A 17,608-nucleotide genomic window follows, 5' to 3' on the forward strand; every position below is an offset into this window, starting at 1 on the left:
TCCCAGAGTCCGCCCTCCGGGCGAGGGCGAAGATGGGGCCACGACCCCATGTCGCGAGGGGCGCGCGGCACCGGACGCTGGAGGGCATGACCCCGGCGGAGCTCAACGTGGCCGTGCTCGCCGGCACCGCGGTGCTGCTGGTGGGGGTCGCCGCCGTGCGGGTCTCCACCGGGGCCGGTCTGCCGAGCCTGCTGCTCTACCTCGCGCTGGGGCTGGTCATCGGCGAGGCGGGTCTGGGGCTCCGCTTCGACGACGCGGCGCTGGCGCAGGTGCTCGGCACCGTGGCGCTGGCGGTGATCCTGGCCGAGGGCGGACTGACCACGAGCCTGCCCGTCATCCGCCCGATCATCGGGCTGGCCGGCGTCCTCGCCACCGTCGGCGTCGCCATCAGCGTCACCGTCACCTCGCTGCTGGCCTACGTCCTGCTCGACGTGGACGCCCGCACAGCCGTGCTCCTCGGTGCGGTCGTCTCCTCCACCGACGCCGCTGCCGTCTTCGCGGTGATGCGGACCCTGCGACTGCGTCCCCGCACGCGGGCCACGCTGGAGGCGGAGTCGGGGTTCAACGACCCGCCGGTCATCATCCTCGTCACGCTCGTGGTCTCCGACCTGTGGGACGACCTCGACCCGGTCACCGCGTTCCTCGGGTTCCTGCAGCAGATGGGTGTCGGGGCGGTGGTCGGGGTCGCGGTCGCCTACGCCGGCCGCTCCGTGCTGAGCCGCGTCGCGCTGCCGGCGGCCGGTCTCTACCCGCTGGCGACGCTCGCCTTCGCGCTGCTCGGCTTCGGTGCCGCCGGCACCGTGGGAGGCAGCCCCTTCGTGGCGGTGTACGTCGCGGGCCTGCTGCTGGGCAACGCCGACCTGCCCCACCGCCGGGCGACCCTGGGCTTCGCCGAGGGGCTGGCGTGGCTGGCCCAGATCGGCCTGTTCGTCCTCCTGGGCCTGCTGGCGTCGCCGGCCCGGCTGGTCGACGCCGTCGTCCCGGCCCTCGTCGTCGGGGTCGCGCTGACGCTCGTGGCCCGGCCCCTGTCGGTGTGGCTGTGCGCCACGCCGTTCGGCGTACCGCTGCGCGAGCAGCTGTTCGTCTCGTGGGCCGGCCTGCGCGGCGCCGTGCCGATCGTGCTGGCGACGTTCCCGATCACCGCGGGGCTGGCCGGCGCCGAGCGGATCTTCGACGTCACCTTCCTGCTCGTCGTGGTCTTCACGATCCTCCAGGGTCCGAGCCTGCCCTGGCTCTCGCGTCGGCTCGGGGTGGTGGAGGCCGACCAGACGCGCGACCTCGCGTTCGAGCACGCCCCGCTCGAGGAGCTGGGGGCCACGGTGGTCAGCTTCGACGTGCCCCGCACGTCGCACCTCGCCGGCGTCGAGGTCGGTGAGCTGCGGCTGCCGGGGGCCGCCGTGCTCGCCCTGGTGCTGCGCGACGGGCACCTGTTCGCACCCGCGCCGGCCAGCACGCTGCGCGTGGGCGACCAGCTGCTGCTGGCGGTGCCGTCGGGCGAGCGGGAGGCCGTCGAGCAGCGCCTGCGGGCGTTGAGCCGCGCCGGCCGGCTGGCGGCCTGGCACGGCGAGCGTGGCGAGGTGGCCGTGTGAGCGCGACCCTCGCCGTCGTCGTCTTCGTCGTCACCTACACGCTCATCGCCACCGAGCGGGTGCCACGGGTCCACGCCGCCATCGGTGGCGCCGCGGTCATGGCCGTGCTGGGGATCGTCGACACCGACACCGCCTTCTACGACAGCGACCGCGGCATCGACTGGAACGTCATCGCCCTGCTCTTCGGGATGATGCTGATCGTCGGGGTCCTGCGGCAGACCGGGCTGTTCGGCTTCCTCGCGGTGTGGTGCGTGCAGGTCTCCCGGGGGCGCCCCTTCCCCCTGATGGCGCTGCTCATCGTGGTGACGGCCTCCGCCTCGGCGCTGCTCGACAACGTCACGACCGTGCTGCTGGTGGCCCCGGTCGTCCTCCGGGTCTGCCGCGAGCTCGACCTCCCGAGCGGGCCCTACCTGATCTCCGTGGCGTGCGCGTCCAACATCGGGGGGACGGCGACGCTGATCGGTGACCCGCCCAACATCATGATCGCGAGCCGCACCGGGCTGACCTTCAACGACTTCCTGGCGAACCTCGCGCCCCTCGTCGTGGTGCTGGTCGTCGTCTACGTGGGGCTGTGCCGGGTCTACTTCCGCCGGGTCCTCACCGTCTCGGGCGGCGGCGTGCCGGTGCCCCCGCCGGCGGCCGACCCGTGGGAGCAGATCGTCGACCGGGGTCTGCTGTGGCGGTGCCTGGCGGTGCTCGTGGTCGTGATTGCAGGCTTCGTCATGCACTCCGTGGTGCACGTGCAGCCCGCCCTGGTGGCGCTGCTGGGGGCGGTCGCGATGATCCTCGTGGCGCGTGCCTCGACCGAGGAGGTCCTGGCCGACGTCGAGTGGGAGACGCTCGCCTTCTTCATGGCGCTCTTCGTGCTCGTCGGCGGGCTCTCGGGCGAGGGCGTCATCGACGCGATCGGCTCGTTCGCCGTCGACGCGGCCGACGGGCGGTGGTTCCTGGCCGCGACGACATTGCTCTTCGGGTCCGCGGTGCTCGGTGCCTTCGTCGACAACATCCCCTACACGGCGGCGATGATCCCCGTCGTGGAGGACCTCGTGGCGACCGACCCGGACGCTGCCTTCCCGTTGTGGTGGGCGTTCGCGCTCGGCGCGGACCTCGGCGGCAACACCACCGCGGTGGCGGCCGGGGCCAACGTCGTGGTGACCGGGATCGCTGCCCGGTCGGGCGAGCCGATCAGCTTCTGGCAGTTCACCAAGCACGGCCTGCTGACGACGGCGGTGACGCTCACGATCGCGTGGGTCTACGTGGGCTGGCGCTACTTCTCCTGACGTCACACCGTCCCGATGCGACGGAACGGGTCGGTTCACGGCAGAATGGTGCCTTCACGCCGGGAGGAGCCGAGACGATGACCGACACCACCGGTGCAGATCAGGACACGCAGGACCAGCAGGGCCACGACGACCGACCCACCTTCGCCGACCTCGGGATCGACGAGCGGGTGCTCAAGGCGCTGACGAAGGTCGGCTACGAGACGCCCTCACCGATCCAGGCCGCCACGATCCCGCCGCTGCTGGAGGGCCGCCACGTCGTCGGCCTGGCCCAGACCGGCACCGGCAAGACGGCGGCGTTCGCCGTACCGATCCTGTCGCGCATCGACCTCAAGCAGAAGACGCCGCAGGCGCTGGTGCTCGCGCCCACGCGCGAGCTGGCGCTGCAGGTCTCCGAGGCGTTCGAGCGCTACGCCGCGCACCTGCCCGGCCTGCACGTGCTGCCCGTCTACGGCGGCCAGGGGTACGGCGTGCAGCTCTCGGCCCTGCGTCGCGGCGTCCACGTCGTGGTCGGCACCCCCGGGCGGATCATGGACCACCTGGAGAAGGGCACGCTCGACCTCTCCGAGCTGCGGTTCCTCGTGCTCGACGAGGCCGACGAGATGCTGAAGATGGGCTTCGCCGACGACGTCGAGACGATTCTCGCCGACACCCCGGCCGACAAGCACGTCGCGCTGTTCAGCGCCACGATGCCGCCGGCGATCCGACGGATCTCGAAGAAGTACCTCGAGGACCCGGTCGAGATCACCGTCAAGAACACCACCGCCACGGCGCCGAACATCGCCCAGCGCTACCTGCTGGTGAGCTACCCGCAGAAGGTCGACGCGCTCACGCGCATCCTCGAGGTCGAGAACTTCGAGGGCATGATCGTCTTCGTCCGCACCAAGAACGAGACCGAGACGCTGGCCGAGAAGCTGCGGGCCCGCGGCTACTCCGCGACCGCGATCAACGGCGACATCGCGCAGAACGTCCGCGAGCGGACCGTCAACCAGCTCAAGGCCGGCAAGCTCGACATCCTCGTGGCCACCGACGTCGCCGCGCGCGGCCTCGACGTCGAGCGCATCAGCCACGTCGTGAACTACGACATCCCCACCGACACCGAGTCCTACGTGCACCGCATCGGTCGCACCGGACGGGCCGGGCGCAGCGGTGACGCGATCTCGTTCGTCACCCCGCGCGAGCGCTACCTGCTCAAGCTCATCGAGCGGACCACCAAGCAGCCGCTGGTGCAGATGCAGCTGCCGTCGGCCGAGGACGTCAACGAGACGCGCCTCAACCGCTTCGACGACCAGATCACCGCGGCGCTGCAGCAGGCGACGCGCATCGAGCGCTTCCGCGACATCATCAAGCACTACGTCAACGAGCACGACGTTCCGGAGGTCGACGTCGCCGCGGCGCTGGCCGTGGTGGCGCAGGGTGACACCCCGCTGCTGCTCGACCCGGCCGACGAGAAGCCGCAGCGCCCTGAGCGTCAGGAGCGGTTCGACCGTCCCGAGCGCGGCGGCCCCGACCGGGGACCCGCCCGTGGCCGGCCGCAGCGCGGTCGCAGCGACGTGCCCATGGCGCCGTACCGGATCGCGGTCGGCAAGCGGCACAAGGTCGAGCCCCGCCAGATCGTCGGCGCCATCGCCAACGAGGGCGGGCTCGGGCGCGGCGACTTCGGCCACATCGATATCCGGATGGACCACTCGATCGTCGAGCTGCCGCGCGATCTGTCGCCGGAGTCGCTGTCGAAGCTGTCGCGGACCCGGATCTCCGGCAAGCTCATCGCGCTCGAGCCCGACGCCGGCGGCGCGCCGCGCGGGGCCGAGCGGCCCGAGCGTGGCGGCGACTTCGCCCGGCGCGACAAGAAGCCGCGCCACAAGAAGCCCCGGGACTGACGCTCGGCCCTCACCGGCCGCCGTCGGGCCTCGCGGCCGCGGTCAGCGCGGGTGGCGGCGGACCGTCGAGCCGCAGCGCGGGCAGTGGGTCCCGTGGCACACGTCGAGCTCCTGGCCGCAGCGGCAGGCCGAGGCGAGCTCACGTCGCTCGTCCACGCTCACGCTCAGTGTCGAGATCCATCCGTGCCGCTCGGTGGTCATCGCCCGTGCTCCTCGATCCGGTGCTGCCGTCATGAGGGAGACGGTCGCCCGCGCTCCCCATGACGTGATTCGCCGCAGAGATTCTGCCGGATGGGTTTGGAGCGAGTGAGGGCGGGGTAGGTCAGTTGGTCGCGGGGTCAGCCGAGGGCGGGGTCAGCCGAGGACGGTGCAGGTGGAGTCGGCGTTGATCGGCCGCTTGCGGGAGTACGCCGACAGGTCGATCTTCAGGCCGGTGTGCTCGCCGACGAACGTCACCGGGTCGAGGTCGTGGTCGGACCCGCCCTCGACTGCGTCGACGATGGCGGCGAGGAAGCAGCCGGCCAGCGGGGCGTTCTTGAAGGAGTTGCCGCTCGTGCCCATCGCGACGTAGAAGCCCGGCGCGTCGGTGCGGTCGTAGATCGGCGTCCAGTCGTCGGCGACGTCGTAGACGCCGACCACGCCGGAGGGCCGGTTCGGCACCCGCAGCTCCGGCAGCCGCCGAGCGGCGCGGGTCACCTGCGCCTCGTAGCGACCGTTGCTGACGTGGGCGTCGACCGCGTCGGGGTCGTCGAGCCACTCGAAGCCGTCGCACTCGGGCTCCGTGCCGCCGATGACCCAGGTCTGCGCCGGCCCGGGCCGCATGTAGGTCCCGAGGTCGAGGTCGAAGACCCCGGGGCCGTAGGACTCCTCGCCGCTGTAGCCCGCCGGCTGCTTGACCTGGTGGACCTCCTGGCGCAGCGGGCGCACCCCGACGGTGAACTCCTCACCCACGCCGGCCATCGCGTTGAACGCCCCCGACCACGGCCCGGCGGCGTTGACGACGACCGCCGCCTCGACGCGCCGGCCGTCGGCCAGGGCCAGGTGCCAGACCTCGCCGCGACGCTCGACGCCGGTCACCTCGGCCCGGTACGCCGTACGCGCGCCGTGCAGCCGGGCCGCGTAGGCGAGGTTGTCCGCGGCCAGCCGCGGGTCGTCCATGAAGCCGGCGTCGGGGGTGTGGACCGCGCCGAGCCGCGCCGGGGTCTCCTCCCAGAAGGCGTCGTCGGAGACCGGCTTGTTGGGCCAGTAGGCGCCGCCGTCGAGGTGGGGGAAGCGCGCCACGAGCTCGTCGGCGTCGAGCTCCTCGAAGGGCACCCCGGCCGCCCGCAGCAGGTCGATGCTGTGCTCGCGCGGCACCGCCGGCACGTCGAGGTGCAGCATGCCGGTGCGGTGGAAGCGCGAGAGCGCAGGCGGGTCGGCCAACGGCTCGAAGCCGGGCAGCCCGAGGTGCTCGGCCCACCGCTCCCAGCAGAACTTGGACTCCCAGGCGGTCGCCACGCCCTCGAAGGTGGAGTACATGAAGCGGATGACCGCGCTCGACGCGCTCGTCGAGCCGTGGCCCGGTCCGCCGGCCTTGTCGAGCACCAGCACCGAGCGGCCTCCCCGGGCCAGCTCGAGCGCGACGGCGGAGCCGATCACGCCGGAGCCGACGACGACGGCGTCGGCGGTGAGGGTCTCGGTCATCTGGTTCTCCTCGGGAGGGTCGGTGCCAGGGGAAGGGAGGATCTCGACACGTTCACTGCGCTCACTGCTCGATCACCGTGGGGTGCGCCCACTGCTCGATCACCGTGGGGTGCGCCCACTGCTCGATCACCGTGGGGTGCGCTCACTGCTCGATCACCGTGGGGTGCGCCCACTGCTCGATCATCGGGTCAGGCGTCGACGACGATGTCGCCGTCGGGGGTGGAGCAGCAGGGCAGGAACTTGTCCTGGGCGATCTCGCGCGGGCGGATCCCGCCGGCGTGCTTCATCTCGACCCGTCCGGACAACAGGGTGGACTTGCAGGTGCCGCACATGCCCTCGGCGCACGACGACGGCAGCCGCACGCCCGCCTGCTCGGCGGCGGCCAGCACGGTGGTGCCGGCCGGGCAGGCCACCTCGCAGCCGCTGCGGGCGAAGGTGACCGAGGTGGCGACCGGCGCGGGAGCGGACGGAGCGGGGGCCGCGAGCAGGTGCCCCTCGACCTCGCCCTCCGTGCCGGCGGCGTCAGCCCGGGAGGACGCAGCCGGAGCCGCGCCCTCGGCCGCACCCTGGGCCGCTGCCGCTGCCGCTGCCGCTGCCGCTGCCGGGGCCCCGGCCGTGCCGAGCACGAAGCTCTCCTCGTGGCAGCGGGCCGGGTCGGCACCGACCTCGGCGAGCAGGAGGCGGGCGGCGGCCATGTAGCCGGGCGGGCCGCAGGTGAAGACCTCGCGGTCGGCGACGTCGGGCGCGAAGGCGCGCAGCAGGTCGGCGGTCAGCCGGCCGCGGGGGCCGGACCAGGGCCCGGAGCGGTCGGGGGCGCCGTCGGTCTCGCACACCCAGTGCACCCGCAGCCCGGGGTGGGTCGCGGCGAGCGCCTCCACCTCGGCCCGGGCGACCAGGTCGTCGGGCGTGCGGGCGCTGTGGACGACGACGACGTCCAGCGCGGAGCCGGTCGCCTCGAGCTCGGCCAGGTCCGCCATCGTGCGCAGCGTGGCCAGCGTCGGGGTGACGCCGCTGCCGGCCGACAGCAGCAGGTAGCGGCGCGACGGGTGCTCGGCGACGGAGAAGCCGCCGAGCGGCCCGGTCACCTGCAGCCGGTCGCCGGGGCGCACGCGGTCGTGAAGGTACGTCGACACCTCGCCGTCGGGGACGCGCTTGACGGTGAGGCTCAGCAGGTGCGGGCGCGTCGGGGGCGAGGAGATCGTGTAGCAGCGCTCGACGTGCCGGCCGTCGACCTCGACGCCGAGGGTGAGGTACTGCCCGGGGGTGAAGGCGACCCCGCCCGGTCGGGTCGGCTCGAGCACGACCTGCACCACGTCGTGGGTCAGGGGAACGACGCGACGGACCAGCACCTCCTGGTCGAGCGACGCCTCGGGGGGCAGGACGTCGGCGCCCAGGGGGTCGGGCGGGAGGGGCAGGTCGGGCACCAGCCGCAGCGCCGGCGCGACCGGGTCCGGGTCGGCCCAGGACAGGGGGTTGACGGTCATCGGGAGACCTCCTCGCGCATGCGGGCGACGTACCAGGAGACGAAGTCGTCCACCTGGCGCTCGGCGACGGAGTAGGGACCGGGCTCGTAGGCCGGGTCGGCGACGCCGGCCTGGGTGAGGCCGACGAAGGCGGCGTCCTCCTCGTTGGTGTGGCGCCAGACCTCGGTCAGGGAGTCGACGTCGTAGTCCACGCCCTCGACGGCGTCCTCGTGGACCAGCCAGGTGGTGCGCACCAGCGTGCGGTCGACGCCCAGCGGCAGCACCGCGAACGTCACGACGTGGTCGGCCATCGCGTGGCACCACAGGTTCGGCTGGGCGTGGAGGGTGAGCCGGCCGAGCCGGGCCTCGTCGAGCTCGCCGAGCAGGCGCTGCACCAGCCGCGAGCCGTCGCGCGAGAAGGACTCCCCGTGCCCGTCGAGCGCCTCGCGCTGGATCCGGAACCCGAGCGGGGGCTCGACGAGGTCCTCGACGGGGGCGTACGGCATGCCGCGCTCCTCGCAGGCGAGGTGGAGCCCCTCCTCGGCGAGCAGGTAGCGGTCGTGCGCGGCGCGCAGCCGCGGTGGCACCTCGTGGTCGGCCAGGCCCCAGGTCGGGAAGAAGGTGCACACCAGGTCGGCGTGACCCTCGCAGTGGTAGCACTCCCGGTTGTTCTCCATCGTCAGCTTCCAGTTGCCGGCCTCGACGAGGTCGACCTGGGCCGCGACCTTGGTGCGCCCGAGCGCGTGCGGGGCGAGGTACGGCGCCACGGTCCGGGACAGCGTGTCGAGGTCGTCGGGCGGCTCGGGGGCGAGGCAGACGAACAGCAGTCCGGCCACCTCGCGCAGGTGGACGGTCCGCAGGGACAGGCACGCCGGGTCGACGCCGCCGTCCTCGACGGGCGCGAGCTGGGGGGCGTGGATGAGGCGGCCGTCGGTGGCGTAGGTCCACCGGTGGTAGCCGCAGACGATGTTGCCGACCGACCCCTTGGGCTCCTCGACGAGCCGGGCGCCGCGGTGGCGGCAGACGTTGCGGAAGGCGCGCACCTCCTCGTCGTCGTCGCGCAGCACCAGCACCGAGGCGGTGCCGAGCTCGACGGTGACGTAGTCGCCGGGCTCGGGCACCTCCGCGACCGTGCCGACGAAGATCCACTGCCGCTGCCACAGCAGGGCGAGGTCCAGCTCGTGCAGGTCGGCGTCGGTGTACGCCGCTCCCGGCAGCGACCGGCCCTGCTGCCGGGCGTCGAGCACCTCGACCAGGTGGGCGCGGGCCTCGGCCGCCGCCGACCCCACCAGGGGTCCGACGCGGCCCGCGGCCCGGGTCGTCGACCCGCTGCCGTCCTGGGAGGGCACGGAGGCCGGGGCCGACGTGGTGGGGCGTGAGGGAGTGGTGGTCATCGGTGCTCCTGCTCAGACCGTCATGCACAGACGCAGCGCGTCGAGGACCGCGGCGTGGATGTTGCGGCTCGTGACGGCGTCGCCGACCCGGAACAGCTGGTACGACCCGTCCGCGTTGGTGCGGACCTGCTGCGGCTCGCCCCCGAGCAGGGCGTCGTGGTCGACCTCCCCGAGGTTCACCGAGCCGGGCACCAGCGCGTGGTAGAGGTCGTCGTTGGGCACGGTGCCGTGCTCCACGACGACGTGGTCGACGACCCGCTCGACGGCGGTGTCGCTGTAGTCGCTGGCCAGCGTCGCGACCAGTCGGCCGCCGGCTCCGGGCTCGGCCCGCCGCACGGCGACCAGTCGTCGCGCGACGGTCAGGGTCACGTCGTGCTCGGCGAAGGCCCGCAGGTAGGCGGGGCTGTTCATCGACCCCACGGAGACGCCGACCATCCGCTCGGGGGTGACCAGCTCGACCCGGGCCCCGGAGCGGGCGAGCTGCTCGGTCGCGTCGAGGGCGGGCTCGCCGCCGTGGTCGTCGAAGACGAGCACCCGGTCGCCGGGGCGCGGTGCCCCTCCGGTGCCGCCCATGACGTCCCAGGTGTCGAGGACGAGATCCTGTCCGGCCGACAAGAACGAGCGGTCGGGCATGCCACCGGTGGCGACCACGACGACGTCGGGCCGCTCGGCGAGCACGGTCTCCTCCTCGGCGAAGACGCCGTACCGGAAGTCGACGCCGCTGTACTTCGCCTCGGCCACCCGCCAGTCGACGATCCCGATCAGGTCGCGGCGGCGGGCGCCGGACGCGGCGAGCAGCACCTGGCCGCCGGGCCGGTCGGCCGCCTCCATCAGCACGACGTCGTGGCCGCGCTCGCCGAGCACGCGGGCGGCCTCGAGACCGGCGGGGCCGGCGCCGACGACGACGGCGCGCTTGCGCCGCCCCACGGTGGGGGCCACGACGTGGGGCAGCGACTGCTCCCGCCCGGTCGCCGGGTTGTGGATGCACTTGGCGTCGCCGGACTCGTAGATCGCGTCCAGGCAGTACGACGCCCCCACGCACGGCCGGATCCGGTCCTCCTCGCCGCGGGCGACCTTCGCCACCAGGTGGGGGTCGGCCAGCTGCGGCCGCGTCATCCCGACGAGGTCGAGCAGGCCGTCGCGGATGGCGTGGCGGGCGGTGGAGACGTCGCCGATGCGGGCGGCGTGCATGACCGGCACGTCGAGGGCGCGGCGCACCTGCCCGGCGAACTCGAGGAACGGCGCGGTCGGCGTGCCCATCGACGGGATCGCGGCGGCCAGCCGGGCGTCGGAGTCGAGCCCGCCCTTGATCACGGAGAGGAAGTCGACACCGTGCTCGCGGTAGCGCCGCACGATGTCGAGGGTGTCGTCGAGGCCGAGCCCGTCGGGCAGGCACTCGTCCATCGTCATCCGGACGCCCACGACGAAGTCGGGCGACACGGCGGCCCGGATGGCGTCGAGCACGCGCAGCGGGAACGTCAGCCGGTTCTCGAGGCTGCCCCCGAAGGCGTCGTCGCGCCGGTTGGTCGCCGGGGAGACCCAGGCGTCGAAGAGGTGGCTGTAGGACTCGATCTCGATGCCGTCGAGGCCGGCCGCCTCGCAGCGGGCGGCGGCGTCGGCGAAGTCGCGCACGATGCGGTCGACGTCCCAGGCCTCGGCGGCCTTGGGGAAGGAGCGGTGCTGGGCCTCGCGCAGGCCGGAGGGGTAGACCAGCGGCAGCCAGTCGCCGGTGAAGTTCGAGGTACGACGACCCAGGTGCGTCACCTGGCACATCACCGCGGCGCCGGCCTCGTGGCAGTCGTCGGTGAGCCGGCGCAGCCACGGGACGATCTCGTCCTTGTAGAGCAGCATGTTGCCGAAGGCGGGCGGGCTGTCGGGGGAGACGACGGCGGAGCCGCCGATCATCGTGAGGCCGACCCCGCCGCGGGCCTTCTCGAGGTGGTAGAGCCGGTAGCGGTCCTTCGGCATCCCGTCCTCGGTGTAGGCGGGCTCGTGCGAGGTGCTGACGACGCGGTTGCGCAGCTCGAGGCCCTTCAGGGTGAAGGGCTCCAGCAAAGGGTCGATCGAGGGCACGGATCCATCCTCATGGCGCACGACCGTGCGCGAAAAGCGCGGGTTCTCACCAAACATCGTGCAATCCTGTTGCATGATCGATCCGCGACTCCGCGTGCTCCGGGTGGTCGCCGAGCGCGGCACCATCTCCGCGGCGGCCGCCGACCTCGGCTACACGCCCTCGGCGGTCTCCCACCAGCTGCGCACCCTGGCGCGCGACGTGGGGGTGCGGCTGCTCGAGCCCGACGGCCGCAACGTGCGGCTCACCCTGGCCGCCCGCACGCTGATCGGCCACACCGACGAGCTCCTCGCCCGGTGGGAGGAGATCCGCGGCGAGGTGCAGCGGGCCGGTGGCGGCGGGTCGCTCGGCCAGCTCCGGCTGGCCGGGTTCTCCACCGCGGCGTCGGTCCTGCTGCCCCCGGTCGCGGCTGCCTCGCGGGCCGCCTTCCCCGACTCGGTCGTGCAGATCACCGAGGCCGACCCGGAGGTCTGCTTCGAGCTGCTGCTGGCCGAGCAGGTCGACCTCGCGGTCGTGGTCGGCACCGACCCGCTGCCGGCGACCAACGACGGCCGCTTCGAGCAACGACCGCTGCTGAGCGACACCCTCGACCTGCTGGTGCCCAGCGGCCACCGCCTGGCCGAGGCCGACGGGGTGACCCTGGCCGACGCCGCGGGGGAGGAGTGGATCATGGACCGCCCCGGCAAGCCCTACCACCAGCTCACGGTCAGCGCCTGCACGGCGGCCGGCTTCACCCCGTCCCACGCCCACCGAGCGGTCGAGTGGGACACCGGCGCGGCCCTGGTCTCCGCCGGCCTCGGCGTGGCGCTCATCCCGCGGCTGGCCCGGCTGCCGGCCGGCTCCGACCTGGTCCGGGTGGAGCTCCACGGCCGCGACGCCCCGGTGCGTCACGTCCGCACGAGCGTGCGGCGGGGGACCTCCGACCAGCCCGAGATCCGGCTGGCGCTGAACGAGCTGCGGCGGGTCGCGGCCTCGGTCGCCTCACCCGGGCGAGCGACGTACCACCAGGAGAGCCTGGACGTCTGACCCGGCGCCTAGGATCGCCGCATGGCCCTGACCGTCCCGCTCGCCGAGGGCATCTGGCGCGTCCCGCTCATCGGCGACTTCACCAACGGCTTCCTGCTGCGCGACGCCGACGGGCAGGTGACCGTCCTCGACATGGGGCTGCCCTTCTCGGGCAAGCGGGTGATGAAGGCGTTGGCCTCGATCGGGTCGGACCCCTCCGACGTCACCCGGCTGCTGCTGACCCACTGCCACCCCGACCACGCAGGTGGCGCGGCGTACGTCGCGGAGCGGACCGGGCGCGAGGTCAGCGTGCACGCCGACGACGCGGACTACGTCCGCACCGGCACCCAGCCCCCGACCGACCCCACCGTGCGTACGTCGCTCCTGGCCCGGCTGCTGCCCCAGGGCGGCGCGCCGCCGGCACCCGTCGCCGAGGAGCCGTTGCGCGACGGTCAGGTGCTCGACGTGGCCGGCGGGCTCGAGGTCGTCCACACGCCCGGGCACTCGCCGGGCCACTGCTCCTACCTCCACCGCGACTCCGGCCTGCTCATCACCGGCGACGCCATCTTCAACGTGCTGGGCCTGCGGTGGCCGATGAAGATGCTGTGCTCTGATTTCCGCATGACCCAGCAGACGGCCCACCACCTCGCCGAGCTCGACTACACGACGGCGGCCTTCACCCATGGCCCCGAGATCACCGACCGGCCCCGCGAGGCCATCCGCACGTTCCTGGCGAAGGCGGCCTGACGTGGTCGCCGAGATCGACGTCGACGAGCTCGACGCGCTGCTCGCCGGCTCCGACGTGGAGCTGGTCGACGTCCGCGAGCCGGCCGAGTTCGCCCAGGCCCACGTGCCCGGGGCGCGGCTGGTCCCGCTGGGCACCCTGCAGGGCGCGCTCGCCGAGCTGCCGCGCGACCGGCGGCTCTACGTCGTGTGCGCGGTCGGGGCGCGCAGCGCCGCCGCGGCGGAGTTCCTCGTGGCCCAGGGGTTCGACGCCGTCAACGTCGCCGGTGGCACCCGGGCCTGGGTCGGCGCAGGCAAGGCCTACGACCAGGGTCTCTGAGCGACCCGGGTCAGCCCCCGGGCACGGACGCGGCGCGGGTCAGACGCGCGCGCCGGTGCGGGTGGCGCCCACCCCGGCGGCGACGACCAGGCCCATGCCGACGACGGCGAGCGGGCTCGGGACCTGCCCGAGCGCGACCAGCCCGACGAGCAGGGCGATCGCGGGCTCGAGCGCCATCAGCGTGCCGAAGGCCGCGGTGGTCAGCCGGCGCAGCGCCATCATCTCCAGCACGAACGGCACCAGCGGCAGCAGCAGCGCCGCCACCACCCCGAGCACGAGCACCTCACCGGCCGCCGAGAAGGTCGCCGGCGACACGGCGAGGGTGACGACCGTGGTGAGCAGCGCCGCCACGGTCAGCGACAGCGCGAGCGCCGAGAGGCCCTCGACGGCGTCGTTGGCCCGCTGCGTCAGCAGGATGTACCCCGCGACGCACGCGGCCGAGCCGAGGGCGAACCCGACCCCGACGAGGTCGACCGTTCCCGACCAGGGCTCGGTCAGCAGCACGACGCCGGCGAGCGCGAGCAGCGGCAGCAGCCGGGCCGGGCCGCGGCTGCGCAGCGCGGCGACCCCGAGGGCGCCGAGGAACTCCAGCGCCGTCGCCGTCCCGAGCGGCAGACGGGCGACGGCCGCCATGAACAGCAGCGAGACGCCGGCGGTGGCGACGCCCAGGGCGATCGTCGTGCGCAGCGCACCGCGCGGGAAGTGCAGCCGCTGGGGGCGGACCATGGCCAGCAGGACCAGGGCGGCGACGCTGAGCCGCAGCCAGGCAGCGCCGACCACGCCGATGGCGTCGATCAGACCCACGGACAGGGCGAGGCCGAGCTGCACCGAGGTCATCGCGACCAGCGCCATCGCCGCGCCCTCGCGGGCCGGGGAGCGGCGCGGGGCACCGTGGGGTGCACGTCCGAGGGGGCGACGCGGGGCACGGAGGCGGGCAGGGCCCGGGGCAGTCACCGGGGCGGGCAGGAGCAGGTCGGTCATGGCTCCAGGGTCCAAGACTCAAGTGTTCGCGTCCACGTGACAGGAGTGGACGTGGTGTTCGGCAAAGGTGAACAATGGTGGCGTGGACGTCCGCCGGCTCGAGCTGCTCCTGGAGCTGTCGCGCCTGGGCTCGATGCGGGAGGTGGCCGACGAGCTCGGCCTCACCACCTCGACGGTCTCCCAGCAGCTGGCCGCCCTGGCGAGCGAGGTCGGCGTACCGCTGCTCGAGCCCGTCGGGCGCCGGGTCCGGCTCACCGCCGCCGGCCGCCGGCTGGCCGACCACGCGGTCACCGTGCTGGCCGCGGTGGAGGCGGCCCGGCGTGACCTCGACCCCGAGGCCGAGCCGGTGGGCACGGTGCGCGTCGCCTCTTTCGGCACCGGGGTGCGCCGCGCGCTGCAACCGCTCGTCGCCGAGCTCGCGGCGACGTACCCGCAGGTCAGGCTGCATCTCGCCGAGCACGAGCCGCTCGAGTCCTTCGACCTGCTGGCGGCCGACGACGTCGACCTCGCGCTGGTCTACGACTACACGCTCGCCCCGGCGGCGTGGCCCGCGCGGCTCGCGGTCAGCCCGTTGTGGACGGTGCCCTACGGGCTGGCCGTCCCCGCCGCGGACGCGCCCGCGCAGGAGGTCCGCCGCACGTCGACCGAGGTCCTGGCCGACTTCGCGCAGCGTCCCTGGATCACCAACTCGCGCAACACCGCCGACGAGGAGGCGGTGCGCACGCTGGCCTCGATGGCCGGGTTCACCCCGCGCATCGAGCACCGCATCGACAGCCTGGAGCTGGTCGCCGGGCTCATCGGTGACGGGCTGGGGGTCGGGCTGCTCCCGCTCCCCGCGCCCGGGGCGGAGCCCGCGGGTGTGCGCGTCCTCACGTTGAGCGACCCCCCGCTGACGCAGCGGGCGTACGCCGTGGTGCGGGCGGGCCGCGAGGCGTGGCCACCGCTGCGCCTGGTGCTCGAGCGGCTCGCCGCCCAGCGGTCCTAAGCCTCGGCCGGTCGGTTCGACCGGGCGGGTCACCATGGGGAGATGAGCGCCTCGGAACCCGCCCGTCCCGGCCCCGCCACGCCCGCCCTCGACCCGGAGGGGTCGACCGCGGTGCCCGAGCACCGTCACCCGCCCGGTGGGGGAGTCGCCCGCCTGGCGCAGTGGTCGTGGCAGGTGGTCGGGATCGCGCTCGCCGCCGTGGTGCTGGTGGTGGTCGCCGACGCCGCCCGCCCGGTGCTCGTGCCGGTGCTCGTGGGGCTGCTGCTGACGGCCCTGCTCAGCCCGGTCGCCGCCCTGCTGCGGCGTGCGATGCCCGCCTACGCCGCCAGTGCCCTGACGATGCTCGCCTTCCTGGCCCTCGTCGTCGGCGCGAGCTGGGCCAGCGGCGCCCAGCTCGGGGACGGCGTACGGCGCCTGGTCGCCTCGCTGCCCGACATCCTCGGCGAGGTCCAGACCCGGGTCGACGACGGCGTCCTGGGCGTGACCGGCGACCAGGTCGACCAGGCCGTCGAGCAGCTCCAGCAGTGGCTCACCGGCAACGGCGGCCAGGTCGCCGACCAGGTGCTGTCGCTCGGCACGTCCGCGGCCTCGCTGCTGACCGCGATGCTGCTCGCCCTGGTCACGACGTTCTTCTTCCTCGCCGACGGCGGCCGGATCTGGCGCTGGACGGCCGGGCTGCTGCCGCGCGACCAGCGGGAGCGGACCGACCGGGCCGCCGCGCAGGCGTGGACCGCGCTCCAGGCCTACATCCGGACCCAGGCCGTGGTGGCGGCCGTCGACGCGATCGGCATCGGGGTCGGGGCCTGGCTGCTCGGACTGCCCTACGTCGAGGCGATCGTGCTCATCGTCTTCCTCACCGCGTTCGTGCCGATCGTGGGCGCGGTGTTCTCCGGCGGTCTGGCCGTGCTCATCGCGCTGGGCTCGCAGGGCGTGACCGAGGCGCTGATCATGCTGGCGGTCGTGCTCGTCGTGCAGCAGGTGGAGAGCCACGTGCTCCAGCCGGTCCTCATGGGTAAGGCGGTGAACCTGCATCCCTGGGCGGTGATCGTCGGGGTCGCGCTCGGCTCGTTCCTGCTGGGCATCACGGGAGCGGTGCTGGCCGTCCCCGCGATGGCGATCGTCAACACCGTCGCCCGGTCGTGGCGGACGCCGCTGCCGAGCGAGGCCGAACCCCACCGTGAGGCGTCGGGCGACGGCACAGACGTCGACCCCGGCAGCGGCCCCGACGACGACGACCGTACGGGCGCCGGCACGGGCGTCGGCGGTCCCGCGGCCGCCGGGGAGGTCAGGCGCGAGCCGCCCGGTCGCGACGAGCGGTGAGAGGGATCGCGAGCACGGCGACCGCCGCGACGGCGGCGCCGATCCCGACCAGCAGCGACTCGGGGGTGTCGGTCAGCCGCCCGACGGTGACCCACACGAGCCCCCAGGCGGTGGCGCCGACCACGGTCCAGCGCGGACCGACGAGCCGCGCCACGAAGAGGTGCAGCGCCACGACGGCGACCAGCCCGGCCAGCGCCGCGGCCACCACCACGGGCTCGGGCGCGGTCAGCGACGAGGCGGCCAGAACGGCCGCGACGTTGGCGAAGCTCGCGACGGCGACCCAGCCCAGGTAGAGCCCGAACGTCGCGTCCCGCACCACCCGGTCGACGGCGCCGTGGGCGGGGAGCCGGTCCAGGCGGCGTACGACGGCGACGAGCACGGCCAGCAGCGCCACGATGACGAGCACGCTGAGCTCGATCCAGCCCTGCTGGGTGACCAGCAGCCACCCGGCGTTCAGGACCATCGAGGCGGCGACGAGCCAGCCGATCGAGCGGTCCCGGGCGCTGGTCGCCTGGCCCGGCAGCCACTGCAGCACCGTGTAGGCGGCGAGCCCGACGTAGATCACCGACCAGATCGAGAACGCCGTGCCGGCCGGCGCCAGCAGCGTCGCGTCGGCCGACAGCGCCCCGCCCGAGGAGCTCTCGACCGGGGTGCCGAGGACGCCCACCCCGACGAGCGTGCCGAGCACGCAGAAGATCTCGGCGGCGGTCACCGTCACCTGACGGGCCCGGTCCGCCGGGGACGGCCGCGCGTCGGTCCGGCCGGCACCGGCCGGCGGTGTGCGAGGAGGCGTGACCGTCATGCGCCCACCGTCCCCCCGTGTCCCTCGCGTCACACCCCCGGGTGTGGTGCCCCGACCGTCGCGGCCCGGCGGGTCGAGGCCGGGCCGGCTGG

The 17,608-nt window shown here is 74.0% G+C and carries 15 protein-coding genes; 8 read left to right on the forward strand and 7 right to left on the reverse strand.

Annotated elements, in window-relative coordinates; all coding sequences use genetic code 11:
- The first annotated feature begins 86 nt into the window (after positions 1-86).
- From G7072_RS17895 to G7072_RS17905, 3 genes are all read left to right on the forward strand, one after another.
- Positions 87-1,589 (forward strand): potassium/proton antiporter, encoded by a 1,503-nt coding sequence (locus G7072_RS17895; RefSeq protein WP_166088786.1) that lies wholly within the window; start codon positions 87-89, stop codon positions 1,587-1,589.
- Entirely contained in the window at positions 1,586-2,869 is a 1,284-nt protein-coding gene (locus tag G7072_RS17900; protein WP_166088788.1) for an ArsB/NhaD family transporter, read from the forward strand. The genes G7072_RS17895 and G7072_RS17900 overlap by 4 nt, the downstream gene beginning before the upstream one ends.
- Positions 2,870-2,946: 77 nt before the next feature.
- A complete protein-coding gene (locus G7072_RS17905; protein ID WP_166088790.1) occupies positions 2,947-4,749 on the forward strand; it encodes a DEAD/DEAH box helicase in 1,803 nt (600 codons plus the stop codon).
- A gap of 42 nt (positions 4,750-4,791) precedes the next feature.
- Here G7072_RS17905 and G7072_RS17910 read toward each other — a convergent pair whose 3' ends face one another.
- The 5 genes from G7072_RS17910 to G7072_RS17930 form a co-directional block, all read right to left on the reverse strand.
- A complete protein-coding gene (locus tag G7072_RS17910) occupies positions 4,792-4,950 on the reverse strand; it encodes a hypothetical protein (RefSeq protein WP_166088792.1) in 159 nt (52 codons plus the stop codon).
- Positions 4,951-5,103: 153 nt separating this feature from the next.
- The gene (locus G7072_RS17915) at positions 5,104-6,432 is read right to left on the reverse strand and encodes an FAD-dependent oxidoreductase (RefSeq protein WP_166088794.1); all 1,329 of its coding nucleotides are present in this window, start codon (positions 6,430-6,432) and stop codon (positions 5,104-5,106) included.
- Between the two features lie 188 nt (positions 6,433-6,620).
- On the reverse strand, positions 6,621-7,916 hold the full coding sequence (locus tag G7072_RS17920) for a hybrid-cluster NAD(P)-dependent oxidoreductase (RefSeq protein WP_166088796.1): 1,296 nt from the start codon (positions 7,914-7,916) through the stop codon (positions 6,621-6,623).
- Entirely contained in the window at positions 7,913-9,289 is a 1,377-nt protein-coding gene (locus tag G7072_RS17925) for an aromatic ring-hydroxylating dioxygenase subunit alpha (RefSeq protein WP_166088799.1), read from the reverse strand. The genes G7072_RS17920 and G7072_RS17925 overlap by 4 nt, the downstream gene beginning before the upstream one ends.
- A 12-nt stretch (positions 9,290-9,301) precedes the next feature.
- Entirely contained in the window at positions 9,302-11,362 is a 2,061-nt protein-coding gene (locus tag G7072_RS17930; protein ID WP_240917033.1) for an NADH:flavin oxidoreductase, read from the reverse strand.
- A 73-nt stretch (positions 11,363-11,435) separates the two neighbouring features.
- Between G7072_RS17930 and G7072_RS17935 the strand changes: the two genes are divergently transcribed.
- The 3 genes from G7072_RS17935 to G7072_RS17945 are packed head-to-tail and all read left to right on the forward strand — an operon-like array spanning position 11,436 to position 13,428.
- Entirely contained in the window at positions 11,436-12,386 is a 951-nt protein-coding gene (locus tag G7072_RS17935; RefSeq protein WP_166088803.1) for a LysR family transcriptional regulator, read from the forward strand.
- A gap of 21 nt (positions 12,387-12,407) precedes the next feature.
- Positions 12,408-13,112, forward strand: a complete 705-nt coding sequence (locus tag G7072_RS17940) for an MBL fold metallo-hydrolase (protein ID WP_166088805.1) — start codon at positions 12,408-12,410, stop codon at positions 13,110-13,112.
- A 1-nt stretch (position 13,113) separates the two neighbouring features.
- Entirely contained in the window at positions 13,114-13,428 is a 315-nt protein-coding gene (locus tag G7072_RS17945; protein ID WP_240917034.1) for a rhodanese-like domain-containing protein, read from the forward strand.
- Positions 13,429-13,467: 39 nt separating this feature from the next.
- Here the strand turns inward: G7072_RS17945 and G7072_RS17950 are convergent, their stop codons facing one another.
- Positions 13,468-14,409 (reverse strand): EamA family transporter, encoded by a 942-nt coding sequence (locus G7072_RS17950; RefSeq protein ID WP_166088809.1) that lies wholly within the window; start codon positions 14,407-14,409, stop codon positions 13,468-13,470.
- An 82-nt stretch (positions 14,410-14,491) separates the two neighbouring features.
- Between G7072_RS17950 and G7072_RS17955 the strand changes: the two genes are divergently transcribed.
- Together G7072_RS17955 and G7072_RS17960 are read left to right on the forward strand one after the other, a co-directional pair.
- Positions 14,492-15,394, forward strand: a complete 903-nt coding sequence (locus G7072_RS17955) for a LysR substrate-binding domain-containing protein (RefSeq protein WP_166088811.1) — start codon at positions 14,492-14,494, stop codon at positions 15,392-15,394.
- Positions 15,395-15,436: 42 nt separating this feature from the next.
- The gene (locus tag G7072_RS17960) at positions 15,437-16,714 is read left to right on the forward strand and encodes an AI-2E family transporter (RefSeq protein WP_166088813.1); all 1,278 of its coding nucleotides are present in this window, start codon (positions 15,437-15,439) and stop codon (positions 16,712-16,714) included.
- Here G7072_RS17960 and G7072_RS17965 read toward each other — a convergent pair.
- A complete protein-coding gene (locus tag G7072_RS17965; RefSeq protein ID WP_206063195.1) occupies positions 16,680-17,516 on the reverse strand; it encodes a tryptophan-rich sensory protein in 837 nt (278 codons plus the stop codon). The two genes, G7072_RS17960 and G7072_RS17965, sit on opposite strands and share 35 nt — an antisense overlap.
- Positions 17,517-17,608: the final 92 nt, after the last annotated feature.

The organism is Nocardioides sp. HDW12B (genome assembly GCF_011299595.1).
In the GTDB taxonomy this organism is placed as follows: domain Bacteria; phylum Actinomycetota; class Actinomycetes; order Propionibacteriales; family Nocardioidaceae; genus Marmoricola_A.

Excerpts from the sequence above, each read along its gene's own strand:
- G7072_RS17905 (WP_166088790.1), top strand. The coding sequence starts at position 2,947 with ATGACCGACACCACCGGTGCAGATCAGGACACGCAGGACCAGCAGGGC.
- G7072_RS17940 (WP_166088805.1), top strand. The coding sequence starts at position 12,408 with ATGGCCCTGACCGTCCCGCTCGCCGAGGGCATCTGGCGCGTCCCGCTC.
- G7072_RS17950 (WP_166088809.1), bottom strand. The coding sequence starts at position 14,409 with ATGACCGACCTGCTCCTGCCCGCCCCGGTGACTGCCCCGGGCCCTGCC.
- G7072_RS17915 (WP_166088794.1), bottom strand. The coding sequence starts at position 6,432 with ATGACCGAGACCCTCACCGCCGACGCCGTCGTCGTCGGCTCCGGCGTG.
- G7072_RS17925 (WP_166088799.1), bottom strand. The coding sequence starts at position 9,289 with ATGACCACCACTCCCTCACGCCCCACCACGTCGGCCCCGGCCTCCGTG.
- G7072_RS17895 (WP_166088786.1), top strand. The coding sequence starts at position 87 with ATGACCCCGGCGGAGCTCAACGTGGCCGTGCTCGCCGGCACCGCGGTG.
- G7072_RS17965 (WP_206063195.1), bottom strand. The coding sequence starts at position 17,516 with ATGACGGTCACGCCTCCTCGCACACCGCCGGCCGGTGCCGGCCGGACC.
- G7072_RS17960 (WP_166088813.1), top strand. The coding sequence starts at position 15,437 with ATGAGCGCCTCGGAACCCGCCCGTCCCGGCCCCGCCACGCCCGCCCTC.
- G7072_RS17920 (WP_166088796.1), bottom strand. The coding sequence starts at position 7,916 with ATGACCGTCAACCCCCTGTCCTGGGCCGACCCGGACCCGGTCGCGCCG.
- G7072_RS17910 (WP_166088792.1), bottom strand. The coding sequence starts at position 4,950 with ATGACCACCGAGCGGCACGGATGGATCTCGACACTGAGCGTGAGCGTG.
- G7072_RS17935 (WP_166088803.1), top strand. The coding sequence starts at position 11,436 with ATGATCGATCCGCGACTCCGCGTGCTCCGGGTGGTCGCCGAGCGCGGC.